General features: G+C 42.1%; 18 protein-coding genes and 2 other annotated features. All 18 genes read right to left on the bottom strand.

All coding sequences use genetic code 11. The features are described from left to right. Window positions 1-28: 28 nt before the first annotated feature. On the bottom strand, window positions 29-3610 hold the full coding sequence (gene rpoB / locus NSQ36_RS00690; RefSeq protein WP_003217223.1) for a DNA-directed RNA polymerase subunit beta: 3582 nt from the start codon (window positions 3608-3610) through the stop codon (window positions 29-31). 255 nt (window positions 3611-3865) lie between these two features. Then, the gene (locus tag NSQ36_RS00685; RefSeq protein WP_113386636.1) at window positions 3866-4471 is read right to left on the bottom strand and encodes a class I SAM-dependent methyltransferase; all 606 of its coding nucleotides are present in this window, start codon (window positions 4469-4471) and stop codon (window positions 3866-3868) included. Between the two features lie 96 nt (window positions 4472-4567). After that, window positions 4568-4933 carry a 50S ribosomal protein L7/L12 gene (gene rplL / locus NSQ36_RS00680; protein WP_003216952.1) on the bottom strand — a complete coding sequence of 122 codons (366 nt, stop codon included), beginning with the start codon at window positions 4931-4933 and terminating at the stop codon, window positions 4568-4570. 41 nt (window positions 4934-4974) lie between these two features. After that, a complete protein-coding gene (rplJ, locus tag NSQ36_RS00675) occupies window positions 4975-5475 on the bottom strand; it encodes a 50S ribosomal protein L10 (RefSeq protein WP_003217048.1) in 501 nt (166 codons plus the stop codon). A gap of 69 nt (window positions 5476-5544) precedes the next feature. Next, window positions 5545-5685, bottom strand: a sequence feature (ribosomal protein L10 leader region). 48 nt (window positions 5686-5733) lie between these two features. Further along, entirely contained in the window at window positions 5734-6432 is a 699-nt protein-coding gene (gene rplA, locus NSQ36_RS00670; protein ID WP_003217271.1) for a 50S ribosomal protein L1, read from the bottom strand. 99 nt (window positions 6433-6531) lie between these two features. Then, entirely contained in the window at window positions 6532-6957 is a 426-nt protein-coding gene (gene rplK, locus NSQ36_RS00665) for a 50S ribosomal protein L11 (protein ID WP_003216956.1), read from the bottom strand. Between the two features lie 171 nt (window positions 6958-7128). Continuing rightward, entirely contained in the window at window positions 7129-7662 is a 534-nt protein-coding gene (nusG, locus tag NSQ36_RS00660) for a transcription termination/antitermination protein NusG (protein ID WP_003217197.1), read from the bottom strand. 170 nt (window positions 7663-7832) lie between these two features. Further along, a complete protein-coding gene (gene secE, locus NSQ36_RS00655; protein WP_003216942.1) occupies window positions 7833-8009 on the bottom strand; it encodes a preprotein translocase subunit SecE in 177 nt (58 codons plus the stop codon). A gap of 35 nt (window positions 8010-8044) precedes the next feature. Beyond that, window positions 8045-8194: a 50S ribosomal protein L33 gene (gene rpmG, locus NSQ36_RS00650; protein ID WP_012008694.1), complete on the bottom strand. Its 150-nt coding sequence runs from the start codon at window positions 8192-8194 to the stop codon at window positions 8045-8047. 76 nt (window positions 8195-8270) lie between these two features. Next, the gene (gene sigH / locus NSQ36_RS00645) at window positions 8271-8927 is read right to left on the bottom strand and encodes an RNA polymerase sporulation sigma factor SigH (RefSeq protein ID WP_003217132.1); all 657 of its coding nucleotides are present in this window, start codon (window positions 8925-8927) and stop codon (window positions 8271-8273) included. A gap of 63 nt (window positions 8928-8990) precedes the next feature. Beyond that, window positions 8991-9503 carry a ribosome-dependent mRNA decay endonuclease Rae1/YacP gene (gene rae1, locus NSQ36_RS00640; RefSeq protein WP_003216949.1) on the bottom strand — a complete coding sequence of 171 codons (513 nt, stop codon included), beginning with the start codon at window positions 9501-9503 and terminating at the stop codon, window positions 8991-8993. A gap of 2 nt (window positions 9504-9505) precedes the next feature. Next, a complete protein-coding gene (rlmB, locus tag NSQ36_RS00635; protein ID WP_003217141.1) occupies window positions 9506-10255 on the bottom strand; it encodes a 23S rRNA (guanosine(2251)-2'-O)-methyltransferase RlmB in 750 nt (249 codons plus the stop codon). Beyond that, window positions 10239-10670: a Mini-ribonuclease 3 gene (locus tag NSQ36_RS00630; RefSeq protein WP_226804564.1), complete on the bottom strand. Its 432-nt coding sequence runs from the start codon at window positions 10668-10670 to the stop codon at window positions 10239-10241. The genes rlmB and NSQ36_RS00630 overlap by 17 nt, the downstream gene beginning before the upstream one ends. 3 nt (window positions 10671-10673) lie before the next feature. Further along, window positions 10674-12074 carry a cysteine--tRNA ligase gene (gene cysS, locus NSQ36_RS00625; protein WP_003217177.1) on the bottom strand — a complete coding sequence of 467 codons (1401 nt, stop codon included), beginning with the start codon at window positions 12072-12074 and terminating at the stop codon, window positions 10674-10676. Beyond that, window positions 12071-12724 carry a serine O-acetyltransferase gene (cysE, locus tag NSQ36_RS00620; protein ID WP_012008691.1) on the bottom strand — a complete coding sequence of 218 codons (654 nt, stop codon included), beginning with the start codon at window positions 12722-12724 and terminating at the stop codon, window positions 12071-12073. Before cysE ends, cysS begins: the two co-directional genes overlap by 4 nt. Window positions 12725-12805: 81 nt before the next feature. Further along, window positions 12806-13037, bottom strand: a binding site (T-box leader). Next, window positions 13037-14488 (bottom strand): glutamate--tRNA ligase, encoded by a 1452-nt coding sequence (gltX, locus tag NSQ36_RS00615; RefSeq protein ID WP_226804563.1) that lies wholly within the window; start codon window positions 14486-14488, stop codon window positions 13037-13039. It overlaps the preceding feature by 1 nt. Before the next feature lie 94 nt (window positions 14489-14582). Continuing rightward, window positions 14583-15059 carry a 2-C-methyl-D-erythritol 2,4-cyclodiphosphate synthase gene (gene ispF / locus NSQ36_RS00610; protein WP_003216928.1) on the bottom strand — a complete coding sequence of 159 codons (477 nt, stop codon included), beginning with the start codon at window positions 15057-15059 and terminating at the stop codon, window positions 14583-14585. 3 nt (window positions 15060-15062) lie between these two features. Next, window positions 15063-15752 carry a 2-C-methyl-D-erythritol 4-phosphate cytidylyltransferase gene (ispD, locus tag NSQ36_RS00605; protein WP_003217158.1) on the bottom strand — a complete coding sequence of 230 codons (690 nt, stop codon included), beginning with the start codon at window positions 15750-15752 and terminating at the stop codon, window positions 15063-15065. Between the last annotated feature and the right edge of the window lie 9 nt (window positions 15753-15761).

Raw genomic sequence — 15761 nt, 5'->3', positions numbered from 1 at the left:
CCCTAGTCACTTGCTCTAATCGTTTCTGCTATTCTTTTGTGACTGCGTCACGTTCAAGATCGACAGGTGCGAGGTCTGCAGCATCTTCGTCATTAGATAACGCTAATCCGTCTGCTTTCTTCGTTTCCTCATCGTCTTCTAAATCTCTCATTTCTATCTCTTCTTCATCGCCAGATAGGATTTTGACATCCATACCTAAACTTTGAAGTTCTTTAATTAACACTTTGAATGATTCAGGGACACCTGGTTCAGGGACGTTATCCCCTTTGACGATGGCTTCGTATGTTTTCACACGACCCACAACGTCATCCGATTTAACTGTTAAGATCTCTTGAAGTGTGTATGCTGCACCGTAAGCTTCAAGTGCCCATACTTCCATCTCTCCGAAACGCTGACCACCAAACTGTGCTTTACCGCCAAGTGGCTGCTGCGTAACAAGTGAGTATGGTCCAGTTGAACGAGCGTGAAGTTTGTCGTCAACCATGTGAGCCAGTTTGATCATGTACATGATTCCGACTGATACACGGTTATCGAATGGTTCACCAGTTCGACCGTCATAAAGGACTGTTTTCGCATCACGGGACATACCTGCTTCTTCAAGCGTTTCCCAAACATCTTCCTCACGCGCACCATCAAATACTGGTGACGCAATGTGGATGCCAAGGTAACGTGCAGCCATACCCATATGAAGCTCAAGTACCTGACCGATGTTCATACGAGATGGTACCCCTAGAGGGTTTAACATGATATCAATCGGTGTTCCATCTGGAAGATACGGCATATCTTCTTCTGGAAGGATTTTAGAGATAACCCCTTTGTTACCATGTCGTCCAGCCATTTTGTCACCTTCAGAAATTTTACGCTTCTGAACGATGTATACGCGGACTAATTGGTTAACACCTGGAGGTAATTCATCTCCATCTTCACGGTTAAAGACTTTGACATCGTGGATAATTCCGCCGCCGCCGTGTGGAACACGTAGAGATGTATCACGTACTTCACGAGCCTTTTCACCGAAGATTGCATGTAATAGACGTTCTTCAGCTGTTAGTTCTGTTACACCTTTAGGCGTTACTTTCCCTACAAGAAGGTCTCCGTCTTTTACTTCTGCACCGATACGGATGATTCCACGCTCGTCAAGGTTGCGCAAAGCATCTTCCCCAACGTTTGGAATATCACGAGTGATTTCTTCCGGTCCAAGCTTTGTATCACGAGCTTCTGATTCATATTCTTCAATATGAATAGACGTGTAGACGTCATCTTTTACAAGGCGCTCACTCATGATGATCGCATCCTCGTAGTTATAACCGTCCCAAGTCATGAAGCCGACCATGACGTTACGTCCTAGAGCCAATTCACCTTTTTCCATTGAAGGACCGTCTGCAAGGATTTCTCCTTTTACGACTTCATCTCCAACACTTACGATTGGACGCTGGTTGTAGCAAGTCCCTTGGTTAGAGCGGACAAATTTCAGCAAGCTGTATTTGTCTAGGTTTCCTTTGACTTGTTGTCCGTCGACATCTTCATAGCGGCGAACCCAAATATTTTTTGCTTCAACACGTTCTACAACACCTGGGTAACGGCAGATGACAGCAGCACCAGAGTCTTTACCCGATACATACTCCATACCTGTACCAACAATCGGTGATTCCGGCTGCATCAAAGGCACAGCCTGACGTTGCATGTTTGCTCCCATTAGAGCACGGTTAGAGTCATCGTTTTCTAGGAATGGGATACATGCTGTCGCTGCAGAAACAACCTGCTTTGGCGAAACGTCCATGTAGTCAACGCGGTTTCGAGGAACAACGGTGTTTTCTCCTCTGAAACGAGCAATGATATTATCATCGATAAACGAACCATCTTCACCTAATATAGCGTTCGCTTGTGCTACTACGTAGTTATCCTCTTCATCCGCAGTTAAGTAATCGATTCTTGGTGTCACTTTACCTGTTTCAGGATCAACCCGGCGGTAAGGTGTTTCAATAAAGCCGAAGCGATTCACTTTTGCAAATGAAGATAGAGAGTTGATCAAACCAATGTTTGGACCCTCTGGTGTTTCAATCGGACACATACGACCATAGTGAGAGTAGTGAACGTCACGAACTTCCATTCCTGCACGCTCACGTGTCAAACCACCAGGCCCAAGCGCTGACAGACGACGTTTGTGCGTCAATTCAGCAAGCGGGTTTGTTTGATCCATGAACTGAGAAAGCTGAGAGCTACCAAAGAACTCTTTGATAGAAGCGATCACAGGACGGATGTTGATCAGTTGCTGAGGTGTGATCGTGTTTGTGTCTTGGATCGACATTCTTTCACGAACAACACGCTCCATTCTGCTTAAACCAATACGGAATTGGTTTTGCAGAAGCTCACCTACAGAACGCAGGCGACGGTTACCAAGGTGATCGATATCATCTGTGTCACCTACACCATGAAGAAGGTTGAAGAAGTAACTGATCGATGCAATGATGTCAGAAGGCGTGATGTTTTTCACAGCTTCCTCTACGTATGCATTCCCGATCACGTTGATCACTTGCTCGCCTTCTTGATCAGACGGTGCATAAATCTTAATAGATTGAAGTTCTACTTCATCTTCTACTACGCCACCATTTGGATAAAGCTTTCTAAATCCGATGCCGTTTTCTAAGTATGGAAGAACTTTATCAAGAACTCTTCTGTCTAAAATTTGACCTTTTTCTGCTAGAATTTCACCTGTTTCAGGGTCAACTAACGTTTCAGCCAATTTTTGATTGAACAGTCTATTTTTAATATGAAGCTTTTTATTAATCTTGTAGCGTCCAACATTTGCTAGGTCATATCTCTTCGGATCGAAGAAGCGAGAGTCTAGCAGGCTTTTCGCATTTTCAACAGTTGGCGGCTCTCCAGGACGGAGGCGCTCGTAGATTTCGAGAAGTGCTTTATCCGCATTCTCTGTATTGTCTTTTTCCAGCGTGTTGCGTAAGTATTCATTCTCGCCAATGAGGTCAAGAATCTCTTGATCAGAGCTGAAGCCGAGAGCACGCAAAAGAACCGTAACCGGCAACTTACGTGTGCGATCGATGCGTACATAGACTACATCCTTCGCATCAGTTTCGTATTCTAACCATGCGCCACGGTTTGGAATGACAGTCGCAGTAAAACCTTTTTTACCGTTTTTGTCTACTTTACCACTGAAATATACACTTGGAGAACGTACTAATTGAGAAACGATTACACGTTCCGCACCGTTAATGATAAAAGTACCTGTGTCTGTCATGATTGGGAAATCACCCATGAACACATCTTGGTCTTTTACTTCTCCAGTTTCTTTGTTAATTAAACGAACTTTTACTCTTAGTGGAGCAGAGTAAGTTACATCACGTTCTTTTGATTCTGCTACAGGATACTTAGGATCCCCTAGGCTGTAATCAATGAATTCAAGAGAAAGGTTACCAGTAAAATCCTCAATTGGGGATATATCTTGAAACATCTCTCTAAGACCCTCATCAAGAAACCACTGATAAGAAGAGGTTTGAATTTCAATGAGATTTGGTAATTCTAACACTTCGCTTATGCGTGCGTAGCTTCTGCGCTGGCGGTGTCGTCCATACTGAACTAGTTGACCTGTCAACTGATTCACCCCTCAAATCATGCGTATTATATGTGTAAAAAGTATTTCAGCCTTTCAAATGTCAGTAAAGAAATACTTTTACAAGACAAAAGAAAAAAGGGTTTCTAAAATAAGAAAACCACATCCAAAAACAAATACCGATTTTATTAGTTTTCCCAAATATGCATAATTTATACAAAACAGTTGTTTTTTAAGCCTATTAAGCAAAATATACACATTGGCATTTTATAATGTTAACACAGCTAGGAAACTGCGTCAAACTTTTTTAGCTTTGATAATATAGTAGCCCTTTTTTTTCAATACAACTTCGACTTCTCCAAAGAGCTGTTCTAATTTCTCAATCGCAGATGGTCCGCCCTGCTTTTTCTGAATAACCACCCACAACTCACCTTCCGGCAATAAATGATCAGCACTTTTTTCAAAGATCGCATGTACAACTTTCTTCCCTGCCCGTATTGGGGGATTGGTCAGTATAGAGGCAAAAGCAGCTGATGAATGAACATTCGAGAACAAATCACTTTGATAGATGCGGACATTATCAACGCGATTATGTTTAGCGTTTTCCTTTGAAAGTTCGACTGCTCTTTCGTTCACATCAATCATATGAATGGTGCGGCTCGTCATTTCGTTTGCTAACGATAAGCCAATCGGTCCATAACCGCAACCGACATCTAAGACATCGCCATCCACATCAGGTTCTTCAAAAGCTTCAATTAAAAGCCTTGAACCAAAGTCGACTTCTTTCTTAGAAAACACTCCACTGTCACTTGTAAAAGTAAAGGTACGGTTTCTCAAGGTGAAGTCCCATGTCTGTTTATTGCTTTTCACTGATGGCTTTTCCGTATAATAGTGGTCACTCATGGTGAATGGACCTCCTCTGGATTCAATCGTTTCAGGAGAATAGAAAAGAAAAAGCCCGCCAGTAAAAGCGAGCTTTCCCAAAAGATTAGGCGAAGATTACTTAACTTCTACAGAAGCGCCAACTTCTTCAAGCTTAGCTTTAAGTTCTTCAGCTTCTTCTTTAGCAATACCTTCTTTAAGTGGTTTTGGAGTGTTGTCAACAAGTTCTTTAGCTTCTTTCAAGCCAAGACCAGTGATTTCACGAACCACTTTGATAACTTTGATTTTTTGGTCTCCAGCACCAGCAAGTACTAGATCAAAATCAGTTTTCTCTTCAGCAGCGGCACCACCAGCTGCAGCTACAGCTACAGGAGCAGCAGCAGTTACGCCAAATTCTTCTTCGATTGCTTTTACTAAGTCGTTTAACTCAAGTACAGTTGCTTCTTTAACTGAAGCAATGATTTCTTCGATATTTAAAGCCATTTGTAATTCCTCCATTTTAAGTTTTTTACGTTAAGTACGCATTAAGCGCCTTGTTCTTCTTTTTGATCTGCAACTGCTTTAGTAGCAAGAGCAAGGTTACGAACTGGAGCTTGAAGAACGCTAAGCAACATAGATAGTAAGCCTTCGCGAGACGGAAGTTCCGCAAGAGCCTTCACTTCTTCTACAGTCGCTACGTTTCCTTCGATGACACCAGCTTTGATTTCTAAAGCTTCGTGGCTTTTCGCAAATTCGTTGATGATTTTCGCAGGTGCGATAACATCTTCGTTACTGAATGCGATAGCGTTTGGACCTGTTAAGAAATCGTTTAAACCTGTTAGTTCAACTTGTTCAACTGCACGGCGAGTCAAAGTGTTTTTGTAAACTTTGAATTCTACGCCAGCGTCACGAAGCTGTTTACGAAGTTCAGTCACTTCAGAAACTGAAAGACCGCGGTAATCTACAATTACAGTAGACATACTATCTTTAAATTTAGAAGTAATTTCATCAACGACAACTTTTTTTGTATCGATTGCATTGCTCATGGTTACACCTCCTGTACATTGTTTGTGTAACACTTATACCGATCAGGCCATCACGTTCCTAACGAACGGTTCTCCATATAAAAAGCCTCCATTAAGACATGGAGGCTGTATATACAAGCATACGTTAACGTAAGACTGTGACATATACACCTCGGCGGGTTAATTAAGCCATAAGGCCCCTGCTGTCTACGGTATAAATGGACATATTCTATTTTACAACATTTTGATATTATCAAAATGATTGTGATAAGTCAAGATTTATTTTGCAGAGAAAGAAGATGGATCCACTTTCACACCAGGGCCCATAGTAGATGTAACAGAAACGTTTTTCACGTATACACCTTTAGCCGCTGCAGGTTTTGCTTTAAGGATTGTGTCATAGATTGTTGCAAAGTTCTCAACAAGCTTTTCGTCCTCGAAAGAAACCTTTCCGATTGGCGCGTGGATGTTACCAGCTTTATCAACGCGGTATTCTACTTTACCAGCTTTGATTTCATTGATTGCTTTTTCTACTTCGAATGTAACAGTTCCTGTTTTAGGGTTTGGCATAAGACCTTTTGGTCCAAGTACACGACCGATCTTACCAACTTCACCCATCATGTCAGGTGTTGCAACGATTACATCGAAATCGAACCAGCCTTGTTGGATTTTAGTGATGTAATCAGAATCTCCAACGTAGTCTGCTCCAGCAGCTTCTGCTTCTTTTGCTTTTTCGCCTTTAGCGAACACAAGAACGCGTTGAGTTTTACCAGTTCCGTTAGGAAGTACAACTGCACCGCGGATTTGTTGGTCGTTTTTACGAGGGTCTACGCCCAAACGAAAAGCAACTTCTACAGTCGCATCAAATTTCGCTGTATTTGCTTTTTTTGTAAGAGAAACAGCTTCAGCTACATCATACGCTTTAGTACGTTCGATTAGCTTAGCAGCTTCTACATACTTTTTACCTTTTTTAGCCATTATAAAAATCCTCCTTATGTGGTTTTAGCGGAATAACCTCCCACGAATAAGGGTTGCGAACTTGTCAAAACCAAACTCGCAACCCAACAAGACAATAAATTAATCTTCGATGACAATACCCATACTGCGTGCAGTACCTTCAACCATGCGCATAGCTGATTCAACGCTAGCAGCGTTTAAGTCAGGCATTTTTGTTTCCGCGATTTCGCGTACTTTATCACGCTTAACAGTTGCCACTTTATTACGGTTAGGTTCACCAGAACCAGACTCAATACCAGCTGCTTTTTTAAGTAAAACTGCAGCAGGTGGAGTTTTAGTAATAAATGTAAATGAACGGTCTTCAAAAACCGAAATTTCAACAGGAATGATAAGACCAGCTTGGTCAGCTGTACGAGCATTAAACTCCTTACAGAATCCCATGATATTAACACCGGCTTGACCTAGTGCAGGTCCAACTGGTGGAGCTGGGTTAGCTTTTCCAGCAGGAATTTGCAATTTAACAACTTTAACTACTTTTTTAGCCACGAGACACACCTCCTTAAAGTCCGTGATGTGGTAATAGGGGAATCCCCCTCCCACTCAACAACTTCATTCTTTATATGAATGACGAAATAACTAGCTAGCGATCTTGAGCGAACTCAAGACGTACCTTTGCTATATTACCACTTCTATACACTCATTTCAAGCTCTTTTGAATTACAATTTATCGATCTGCGTGAACTCAAGTTCCACGGGTGTTTCTCTACCAAACATATTAACGAATACTTTGACTTTGCTTTTATCGTAATCAATCTCTTCGATAGAGCCTGTGAAGTTCGCAAATGGTCCGTCGATGACCTTGACCGTTTCTTTCAATTCAAAGTCGATTTCTGTTTTGCGTTCTTCAAGACCCATTCTCTTCAGAATGGTTTCAGCTTCGCCTGGCAAAAGCGCTGTCGGCTTTGAGCCTGATCCAGCTGATCCAACGAATCCTGTGACACCTGGTGTATTACGAACAACATACCAAGAGTCGTCAGTCATCACGATTTCCACTAGGACATAGCCAGGGAATACTTTCTTTTTGACAACTTTTTTCTTACCATTTTTAATATCTGTTTCTTCTTCTTCTGGTACAACAACGCGGAAGATCTTATCTTGCATGCCCATTGATTCAACACGCTTTTCCAAGTTCGCTTTTACTTTGTTTTCATAGCCAGAGTACGTATGCACAACATACCAATTCTTTTCCATTTCGTTCAGGACTATTTAGTCCTTCCCTCCCCACATTTCGTAATGTCTATTTGACGAATCTCGAGTACCGGTAAATATTTTCAAGCAATTGAAAAAACCCGTAAAACGGGTTTTTTGGCAAGTCATATTATGATCTATTATAGCACGTTCAGCAGACCATTATTCAAGTATTAATGAATTAATTCGATTAATTGTGAGATTCCTATATCAAGAAAAGAGAAAAAGATTGCAAAGAATACGACTGTTAAAATAACAGTGATTGTGTAACGAATCATTTCGTTTTTCTTTGGCCAGCTGACCTTCTTCATTTCTTTCCCGACACTTTTTAAGAAACTGATAATACGCATTGTAAAAGACCTCCACAGATTAAAGAACGCAAATCTTACTTCGTTTCTAAATGTGTTTTATGTGAATTACAAGTCTTGCAATATTTCTTAACTTCTAATCTTTCAGCTGCTGAAGCATCACTTTTCATTGTCGTATAATTGCGGCTTCCGCAGTCTTTACAGGCTAGAGTAATCTTTTTCCTCATATTTACACCTATTTTCTCGACATCATTTCCTTAGTACCTTATCACAGTGTCGAAAAAGCTGTCAATATAGGTTTGATTAGAGACTAATCTCGCGAAGCTCTAAATATTTCTCTAATTTTCTCTTTACTCTTTGGAGTGCGTTATCAATTGATTTCACATGACGGTTTAAATCTTCAGAAATCTCTTGATAGGATCTGCCATCAAGGTAAAGCACAAGAACCTTTCTTTCCAGCTCGCTTAGTAGTTCACCCATCTTCATTTCGATATCATCAAATTCTTCTTTGCTAATGATTAAATCTTCTGGGTTAAGCGCTTTAGCACCGGAAATGACGTCCAATAATGTTCTGTCTGATTCTTCATCATATATTGGCTTATCTAATGATACATAGGAATTTAACGGGATATGTTTTTGGCGAGTAGCTGTTTTAATTGCGGTGATAATTTGGCGGGTAATACATAATTCTGCAAAAGCCTTAAATGAAGTAAGCTTGTCCTCTCTGAAATCGCGGATAGACTTATAAAGTCCGATCATCCCCTCTTGAACAATGTCCTCTCGATCCGCTCCAATCAAGAAATAAGATCTTGCTTTTGCACGTACAAAATTGCGGTATTTCGTTATTAAGTAATCTAGCGCATCACTATCTCCGACATGAACCCTTTCAATGACTTGTTCATCTTCCAACTGGCAAAATTGCTCTCTGATGGATTTATCCTTGCTGTTGTTTAGATTCACTTCGATCCCCCCGACCGCACCTAGATAGAAATATTATACATTAATGGTTGAAATATCGTCAAGCTATTCTAGATTCCCACGCCGCCATTTTTCAAACGTTTTCAATACATCTTCTGACAATTCAATCTTAGATGCTGGTTTATCAGAAGTAATCTTTTTGACTCTCGTTTCAATCTTTCGTTCGATCACTTCAATCTCTCTTAAAAGCTCTCGAGCCGACTTTCGAAGAGCTCCTTGTCCAAAGATTGCCCATTGTTCTGTAAAGTCTGAGGTCGCCACATGAATCTGCGTCCGAATATTATTCAAATCCTGGGCAAGCTTTTCAATCCGCTCATCAGCTGTTTCATTCTCTCTCGTAAAGATGACCTCTACTCGGTGATTGATCCGCTTTTTTTCGATTCCTTTGACCATATGGGCATCGAATACGACAATGACTCGATACCCTGTGTATGCTTGATATTCTGCTAAATTTTGAATCAGTATGTCTCTGGCTTCTTCAAAGCTGTTTTCCTTTAAGTGCTGCAGCCGTGGCCAAGCACCTATCATGTTGTATCCATCGACTAAGAGGATGTCCATCTCTATTCTCCTAACGGATAACGTTTTCGATACACTTCATACATCAATAGACTAGCGGCAACTGATGCGTTTAACGAAGTGACCTTCCCGGCCATAGGCAGCTTAATCAGAAAATCACACTTTTCTTTGATCAATCGGCCAATCCCTTTTCCTTCACTGCCAATCACGAGAGCAAGCGGCATCGTGCCATCAAATTGTCTGTAATCCTGTTTGGCAGACGCATCTGTTCCCGCAACCCAGATTCCTCTTTCTTTCATCTCATCAAGAGCTCTTGAAAGGTTGGTGACTTTGGCAACAGGAATATGTTCAATTGCCCCAGTGGATGCTTTGGCAACGGTTGTCGTTAAGCCGACCGCTCTCCTTTTCGGAATCACAATCCCGTGTGCACCTACAGCATCTGCTGTACGCATAATGGAACCTAAATTATGCGGGTCTTCAATTTCATCTAAGATAAGAAAAAATGGCTGTTCATTCCGCTGTTCAGCGATTTGATATAGATCGTCCAATTCTGCATATTCATATGCTGCTACTTGTGCAACGATTCCCTGGTGCTGACCTGTTACCATTTGATCAAGCTTTTTCCTCGGAACATACTGAATGGTGATATTTTGTTTTTTTGCGAGTTCAATGACCTGCTGGGCTTGTCCTTTTACAGTGTTTTCTGCCATCCAGAGCTTGTATAACTCCCGATCTGACTTCAGTGTTTCAATCACTGCATTTTTCCCAATCACATAATCATGTTGCTGACTCATTTGGCTTCCTCCCTGACGTTCCGATTTCAATCGCCTGACTAATCAGCTCTTCTAAGCGTTCGTCCTGCTTTTCAATAAATAAATAACCCATGAGCGCTTCAAACGCCGTACTATAACGATACGTTTGAACGTCTGTGTTTTTAGGCACTGTGCCTGATTTTGCATTTCTTCCTCTTTTCAGCACCGCTTCTTCTGCTTCAGTGAAAAAGCCTTGCTGCTGTAGCGTAAATAAAATAGCTGCCTGAGATTTAGCTGAAACAATTTTGCTTGCTCGTTTGTGCAGCTCATTTGGTTTTGTCGCCCCCGTTTGGAGGAGGTGATGCCTCACATAGACTTCAAAAATGGCATCACCCATGTAAGCAAGCGCAAGTCCGTTTAACTGTTTACCGTCTTTCAGCTTTTCAAAATTCAACATGACCTATTCTCCTCTTTTCCAGCGAGTACCTTGAGGAGTGTCCTCCAATACAATATTCATGCTCTTTAACTGGTCACGAATTTGATCAGATAGCGCAAAATCACGATTTCTTCTAGCCTCATTGCGTTTTTCAATTAACGCTTCTACTTCTTCATCGAGCGTATGCTTTTCTTCTAAAGAGAATCCAAGAACAGACGTGATTTCTTGGAACAAGCCGATAAATGCCTTGATCACTTCCTCCGAAGTATGATCATTTTCCATATAATAATTCGCCTGTTTCGCAAGTTCGAATAAAACAGAGATCGCATTTGCCGTATTGAAGTCATCATTCATTTCAGAAATAAATGTCGCTCGCTGCTCTTCAACCTTCGCCAGCCATTCAGCATTGTCTTCTGTGATATTCGTGCTGCTCTCGAGGCGATGATGTAAATTGGCATACGACGTTTTGAGTCGGTTAAACGCACTCTTAGTACTTTCTAGTAAATCCATTGAGTAGTTAATTGGATGACGGTAGTGAACCGACAACATAAAGAAGCGAAGCACGTCAGGATCTTGTTCTTTCACAATGTCATGCACAAGCACAAAGTTGCCTAGTGATTTTGACATTTTTTCGTTCTCAATATTAATATATCCGTTATGCATCCAATACTTTGCAAAAGGTTTCCCTGTCAAAGCCTCAGATTGAGCGATTTCATTTTCATGGTGAGGGAAGGTTAAATCCTGTCCGCCAGCATGAATGTCGATCGTATCACCTAAATATTTTTTAACCATGGCCGAGCATTCGATGTGCCAGCCTGGTCGTCCTTCGCCCCACGGGCTATCCCATGAGATTTCTTGATCCTTTGCAGCCTTCCATAAAGCAAAGTCCAGCGCATCTCGTTTCTTCTCACCTACACGAATACGGGCACCTGTCTTCAGTTCATCAATCGACTGGTGAGAAAGCTTTCCGTAGCCTTCAAATGAGCGTGTGCTGTAATACACGTCGCCATCCGCTTCATAGGCGTAGCCCTTTTCAATCAATGTCGCAATAAATGCAATGATATCATCCATATTTTCCGTCACTCGCGGGTGAAGGTCAGCTTTTTTGCAGCCTAGTGCACTGACGTCTTCAAAGTAGGCTTGAATAAAGCGGTCAGCAATCGTCGGGACATCTTCCCCGAGTTCATTGGCTGCTTTGATGAGCTTATCATCCACATCTGTAAAGTTTGAGACAAAGTTCACATCATAGCCGCTGTATTCTAAATACTTACGTACAGTGTCATAAACAATAGCAGGCCTTGCATTCCCGATATGAATGTAGTTATAAACGGTTGGTCCGCACACATACATCTTGACCTTTCCTGGCTCAAGCGGGACGAATTCTTCCTTCTTACGTGTCAATGTATTATAAATATTGATTGTCATGATTGTTCTTCCTTTCTGCTCAATGAAGCTAGCTCACCTTTTAGCTTTTCCATTTCTCGTTCCAATTCTTTGAAACGATCGGAAATTGGATCTGGCAAATCTTGATGATTGAGATCACGATTGATTTTCTTACCATTTTGAACGACGACTCGCCCAGGTATACCGACAACAGTAGAATGGTCGGGTACGTCCTTTAACACGACCGACCCCGCTCCAATCTTGGCTCCTTTTCCGACTGTAATGGAACCAAGCACCTTTGCACCTGTCGCAATGAGCGCATCGTCTAAAATGGTCGGGTGCCGCTTTCCCTTTTCTTTCCCTGTTCCCCCTAATGTCACGCCTTGGAAAACAGTGACGTTGTCTCCAATTTCACATGTTTCCCCAATCACCACTCCCATACCGTGGTCAATGAAGAAGCGCCTGCCAATGGTTGCCGCAGGGTGAATTTCAACCCCTGTGAAAAACCGGCTGACCTGAGAAATGATCCGCGCAAGAAAGTACAGCTTCCGCTTATAAAATGCATGCGCGATACGATGAGCCCAAATCGCATGAAGCCCTGAATAGGTTAGCACTACTTCAATATAGCTTCTAGCAGCAGGATCTTGATCAAACACAGTATCAATATCTTCTTTCAGCATTTTGAAAAACACATGCTCCCCCCGTTCTTCCCCATCAATCTCTCTTCGGACTTGCTCTCTTTTTTGGACAAATAAAAAACGCCTCTGCCATATGACAGAGACGTTTTGAAAACGCGGTTCCACTCTGTTTAGAAAGCCCTCATTTCGCAGCCTTCTCAACTTAATCCCATAACGGAGGGTACCGCCCTTGCATACTAACGTACTCGTGTTCCTCAAGGGTCTTGAGGGTGCATTTCCAACGTCTGCCCATAAGTCTCTTTCAGCCGGTGAAGACTCTTTCTGTGATGGACGAAAACATTGTACTTCTCCCTCGCAACGATTTCCTTATATTTGTTTAATGCGGTTTAATACCGTTTCTTTACCTAGTAGTTCAATACTTTGCGGAAGTTCTGGGCCATGCGTTTGTCCTGTGACAGCCACACGAATTGGCATGAATAGTTTCTTGCCTTTATGCCCTGTTTCTTTTTGTACCGCTTTAATAGCAGCCTTGATTTCATCAGGTGTGAAAGATTCAAGTCGTTCAAGCTGACCAGCAAAAGATGCCATAACTTCTGGTACTTGCTCCTCTGCTAGAACTTCCTTTGCCTCTTGATTATACTCAATTTGCTCCTTAAAGAACAACTCTGTTAACTCAACAATTTCTGCTCCATAGCTTAATTGTTCGTGATACAGAGCAATCAGCTTGCGTACCCACGTGTTTTCTTCGTCTGACAGCTGCTCGCTTACCTTGCCTGCCTTTTGAAGATGCGGAAGCGTTAACGCAACAACCTGATCAAGATCAAGTGCCTTCACGTATTGGTTATTCACCCATTTTAGTTTATGCATATCGAATAGAGCTGGTGACTTAGAAAGTCGGTTTACATCGAAAATGTCGATGAATTGCTCTTTTGTAAACAGTTCTTCTTCGCCCACTGGAGACCATCCAAGTAGTGCAATGAAGTTGAATAGGGCTTCTGGTAAATAGCCCAAGTTTTTATATTGCTCGATGAATTGAATAATGGATTCATCACGCTTGCTTAATTTCTTGCGGTTCTCGTTCACAATCAGCGTCATATGTCCGAATAGCGGAACATCCCAGCCGAATGCATTGAAGATCATGATTTGTTTAGGCGTATTCGAAATGTGATCCTCTCCGCGGAGAACGTGAGTCATTTTCATCAAATAATCATCCACTGCTACAGCGAAGTTATAAGTTGGCGTACCATCTTTCTTCACAATGACAAAGTCACCGATGCCGTCTGTCTCAAATGAAATATCGCCTTTGACCATGTCGTCAAATTTGATAATTTCTCCTTTTGGCACTCGGAAGCGGATGCTTGGCTCTCTTCCTTCAGCAATCAGCTTGTCCTCTTCTTCTTTTGATAAATGACTGCATTTACCAGAATATCGAGGCATTTCACTGCGGGCGATTTGTGCTTCACGCTCTTCCTCTAGCTCTTCAGCCGTACAATAGCACTTATACGCCAAGTCCTTCTCTAGCAGCTCATCATAATACTTTTTATAAATATCATTACGCTCTGATTGTCTGTAAGGGCCGTAGCCGCCATCTTTATCAATGCTCTCATCCCAATCAATACCGAGCCATTGCAGGTGGCGAAGCTGGCTTTCTTCTCCGCCCTCTACATTACGCTTTTGATCCGTATCTTCGATTCGAATAATAAATTTGCCGCCTTGACTGCGTGCGAACAAATAGTTGAAAAGAGCCGTTCTAGCATTCCCAATATGTAAATGACCAGTTGGACTCGGTGCATAACGAACACGCACTTCATTTCCCATGAGTTTAACTTCCTTTCATCTGCATCATGTTGTCTGACACCAATTTTTTATAAACGTATTTTATCATCAAATCCCATTCTCATCAAAATGAGTTTTACTTTTTCTGAAGAAGCACAGTTGCCTGAGAGGCAATTCCTTCGCCTCTTCCTGTAAATCCGAGTTTCTCTGTCGTTGTTGCTTTCACATTCACCTGTGTGACATCTGCCTCAAGCGCTTCTGCAATCTTCTCACACATCGGTTGAATGTAAGGTGCCATTTTGGGCTTTTGCGCCATGATGGTGCAATCAATATTCACAAGTGTGTAGCCTTTTTCCTTTACTAGTGCCCACACATGTTGCAGTAATTTAAAAGAATCCGCATCCTTAAACTCAGGATCTGTGTCTGGGAAATGTCTGCCGATATCTCCTTCAGCAATCGCACCTAGGCAGGCATCTGCCACTGTGTGAAGCAGTACATCAGCGTCTGAATGCCCAAGCAGCCCCTTTTCATAAGGGATGGTGACCCCGCCAATAATCAAAGGTCTTCCCTCTGTTAATTGATGTACATCAAAGCCTTGTCCTATTCTCAACATGATCTAGTACCCTCTTTCCGCATCCATAATTGCCTTGGCAACCAATAAATCATCCGGTGTCGTCAGCTTAATATTGGTGTAATCTCCTTGGACAATATACACGTTTTCACCATGTAATTGTTCCACAAGACTGGCGTCGTCTGTTCCAAGGAAACCGGTCCGCTCTGCATATTCATGCGCCTCTTTTAAAATAGAATGACGAAAAGCTTGTGGGGTCTGGACTGCCCACAAGCTTTGACGTTCAATGGTTTGTTCGACTTTGCCTTCTTGAACGCGTTTGATTGTGTCTTTCACTGGTACCGCTACAACTGCGGAGCCTTTTTCAATCGCTGCTTTAACGAGCAAGTCAATCTGTGTATGCTTAATAAAAGGCCTTGCCCCATCATGAACAAGCACGATGTCCGCATCTTTCACAGCCTTTAATCCTTCGTATACACTTTGCTGACGTTCTTCACCGCCAGTGACAAGTGAAACAGGCGTTTGAAAAGCGTGTACCTTGAGTAGCCTTTCAAAGTCTTGACGCTCCTCCTCATTGATCGCTAGGATCATGCGTTTGCATTGAGCATGAGCGTCAAACACCTTTAGTGTATGAATAATGACCGGCATTCTTTTCAGCTCAATAAAAAGCTTATTGCGGCCGGCCTTCATTCGTTTCCCCTGCCCCGCAGCCGGAATAACTACTTCATAATACATGTTCGTTCT

It is taken from the genome of Bacillus sp. FSL W8-1143 (assembly GCF_037965155.1).
GTDB lineage: Bacteria > Bacillota > Bacilli > Bacillales > Bacillaceae > Bacillus > Bacillus pumilus.
This window is presented reverse-complemented; position numbering and strand designations above follow the sequence as displayed.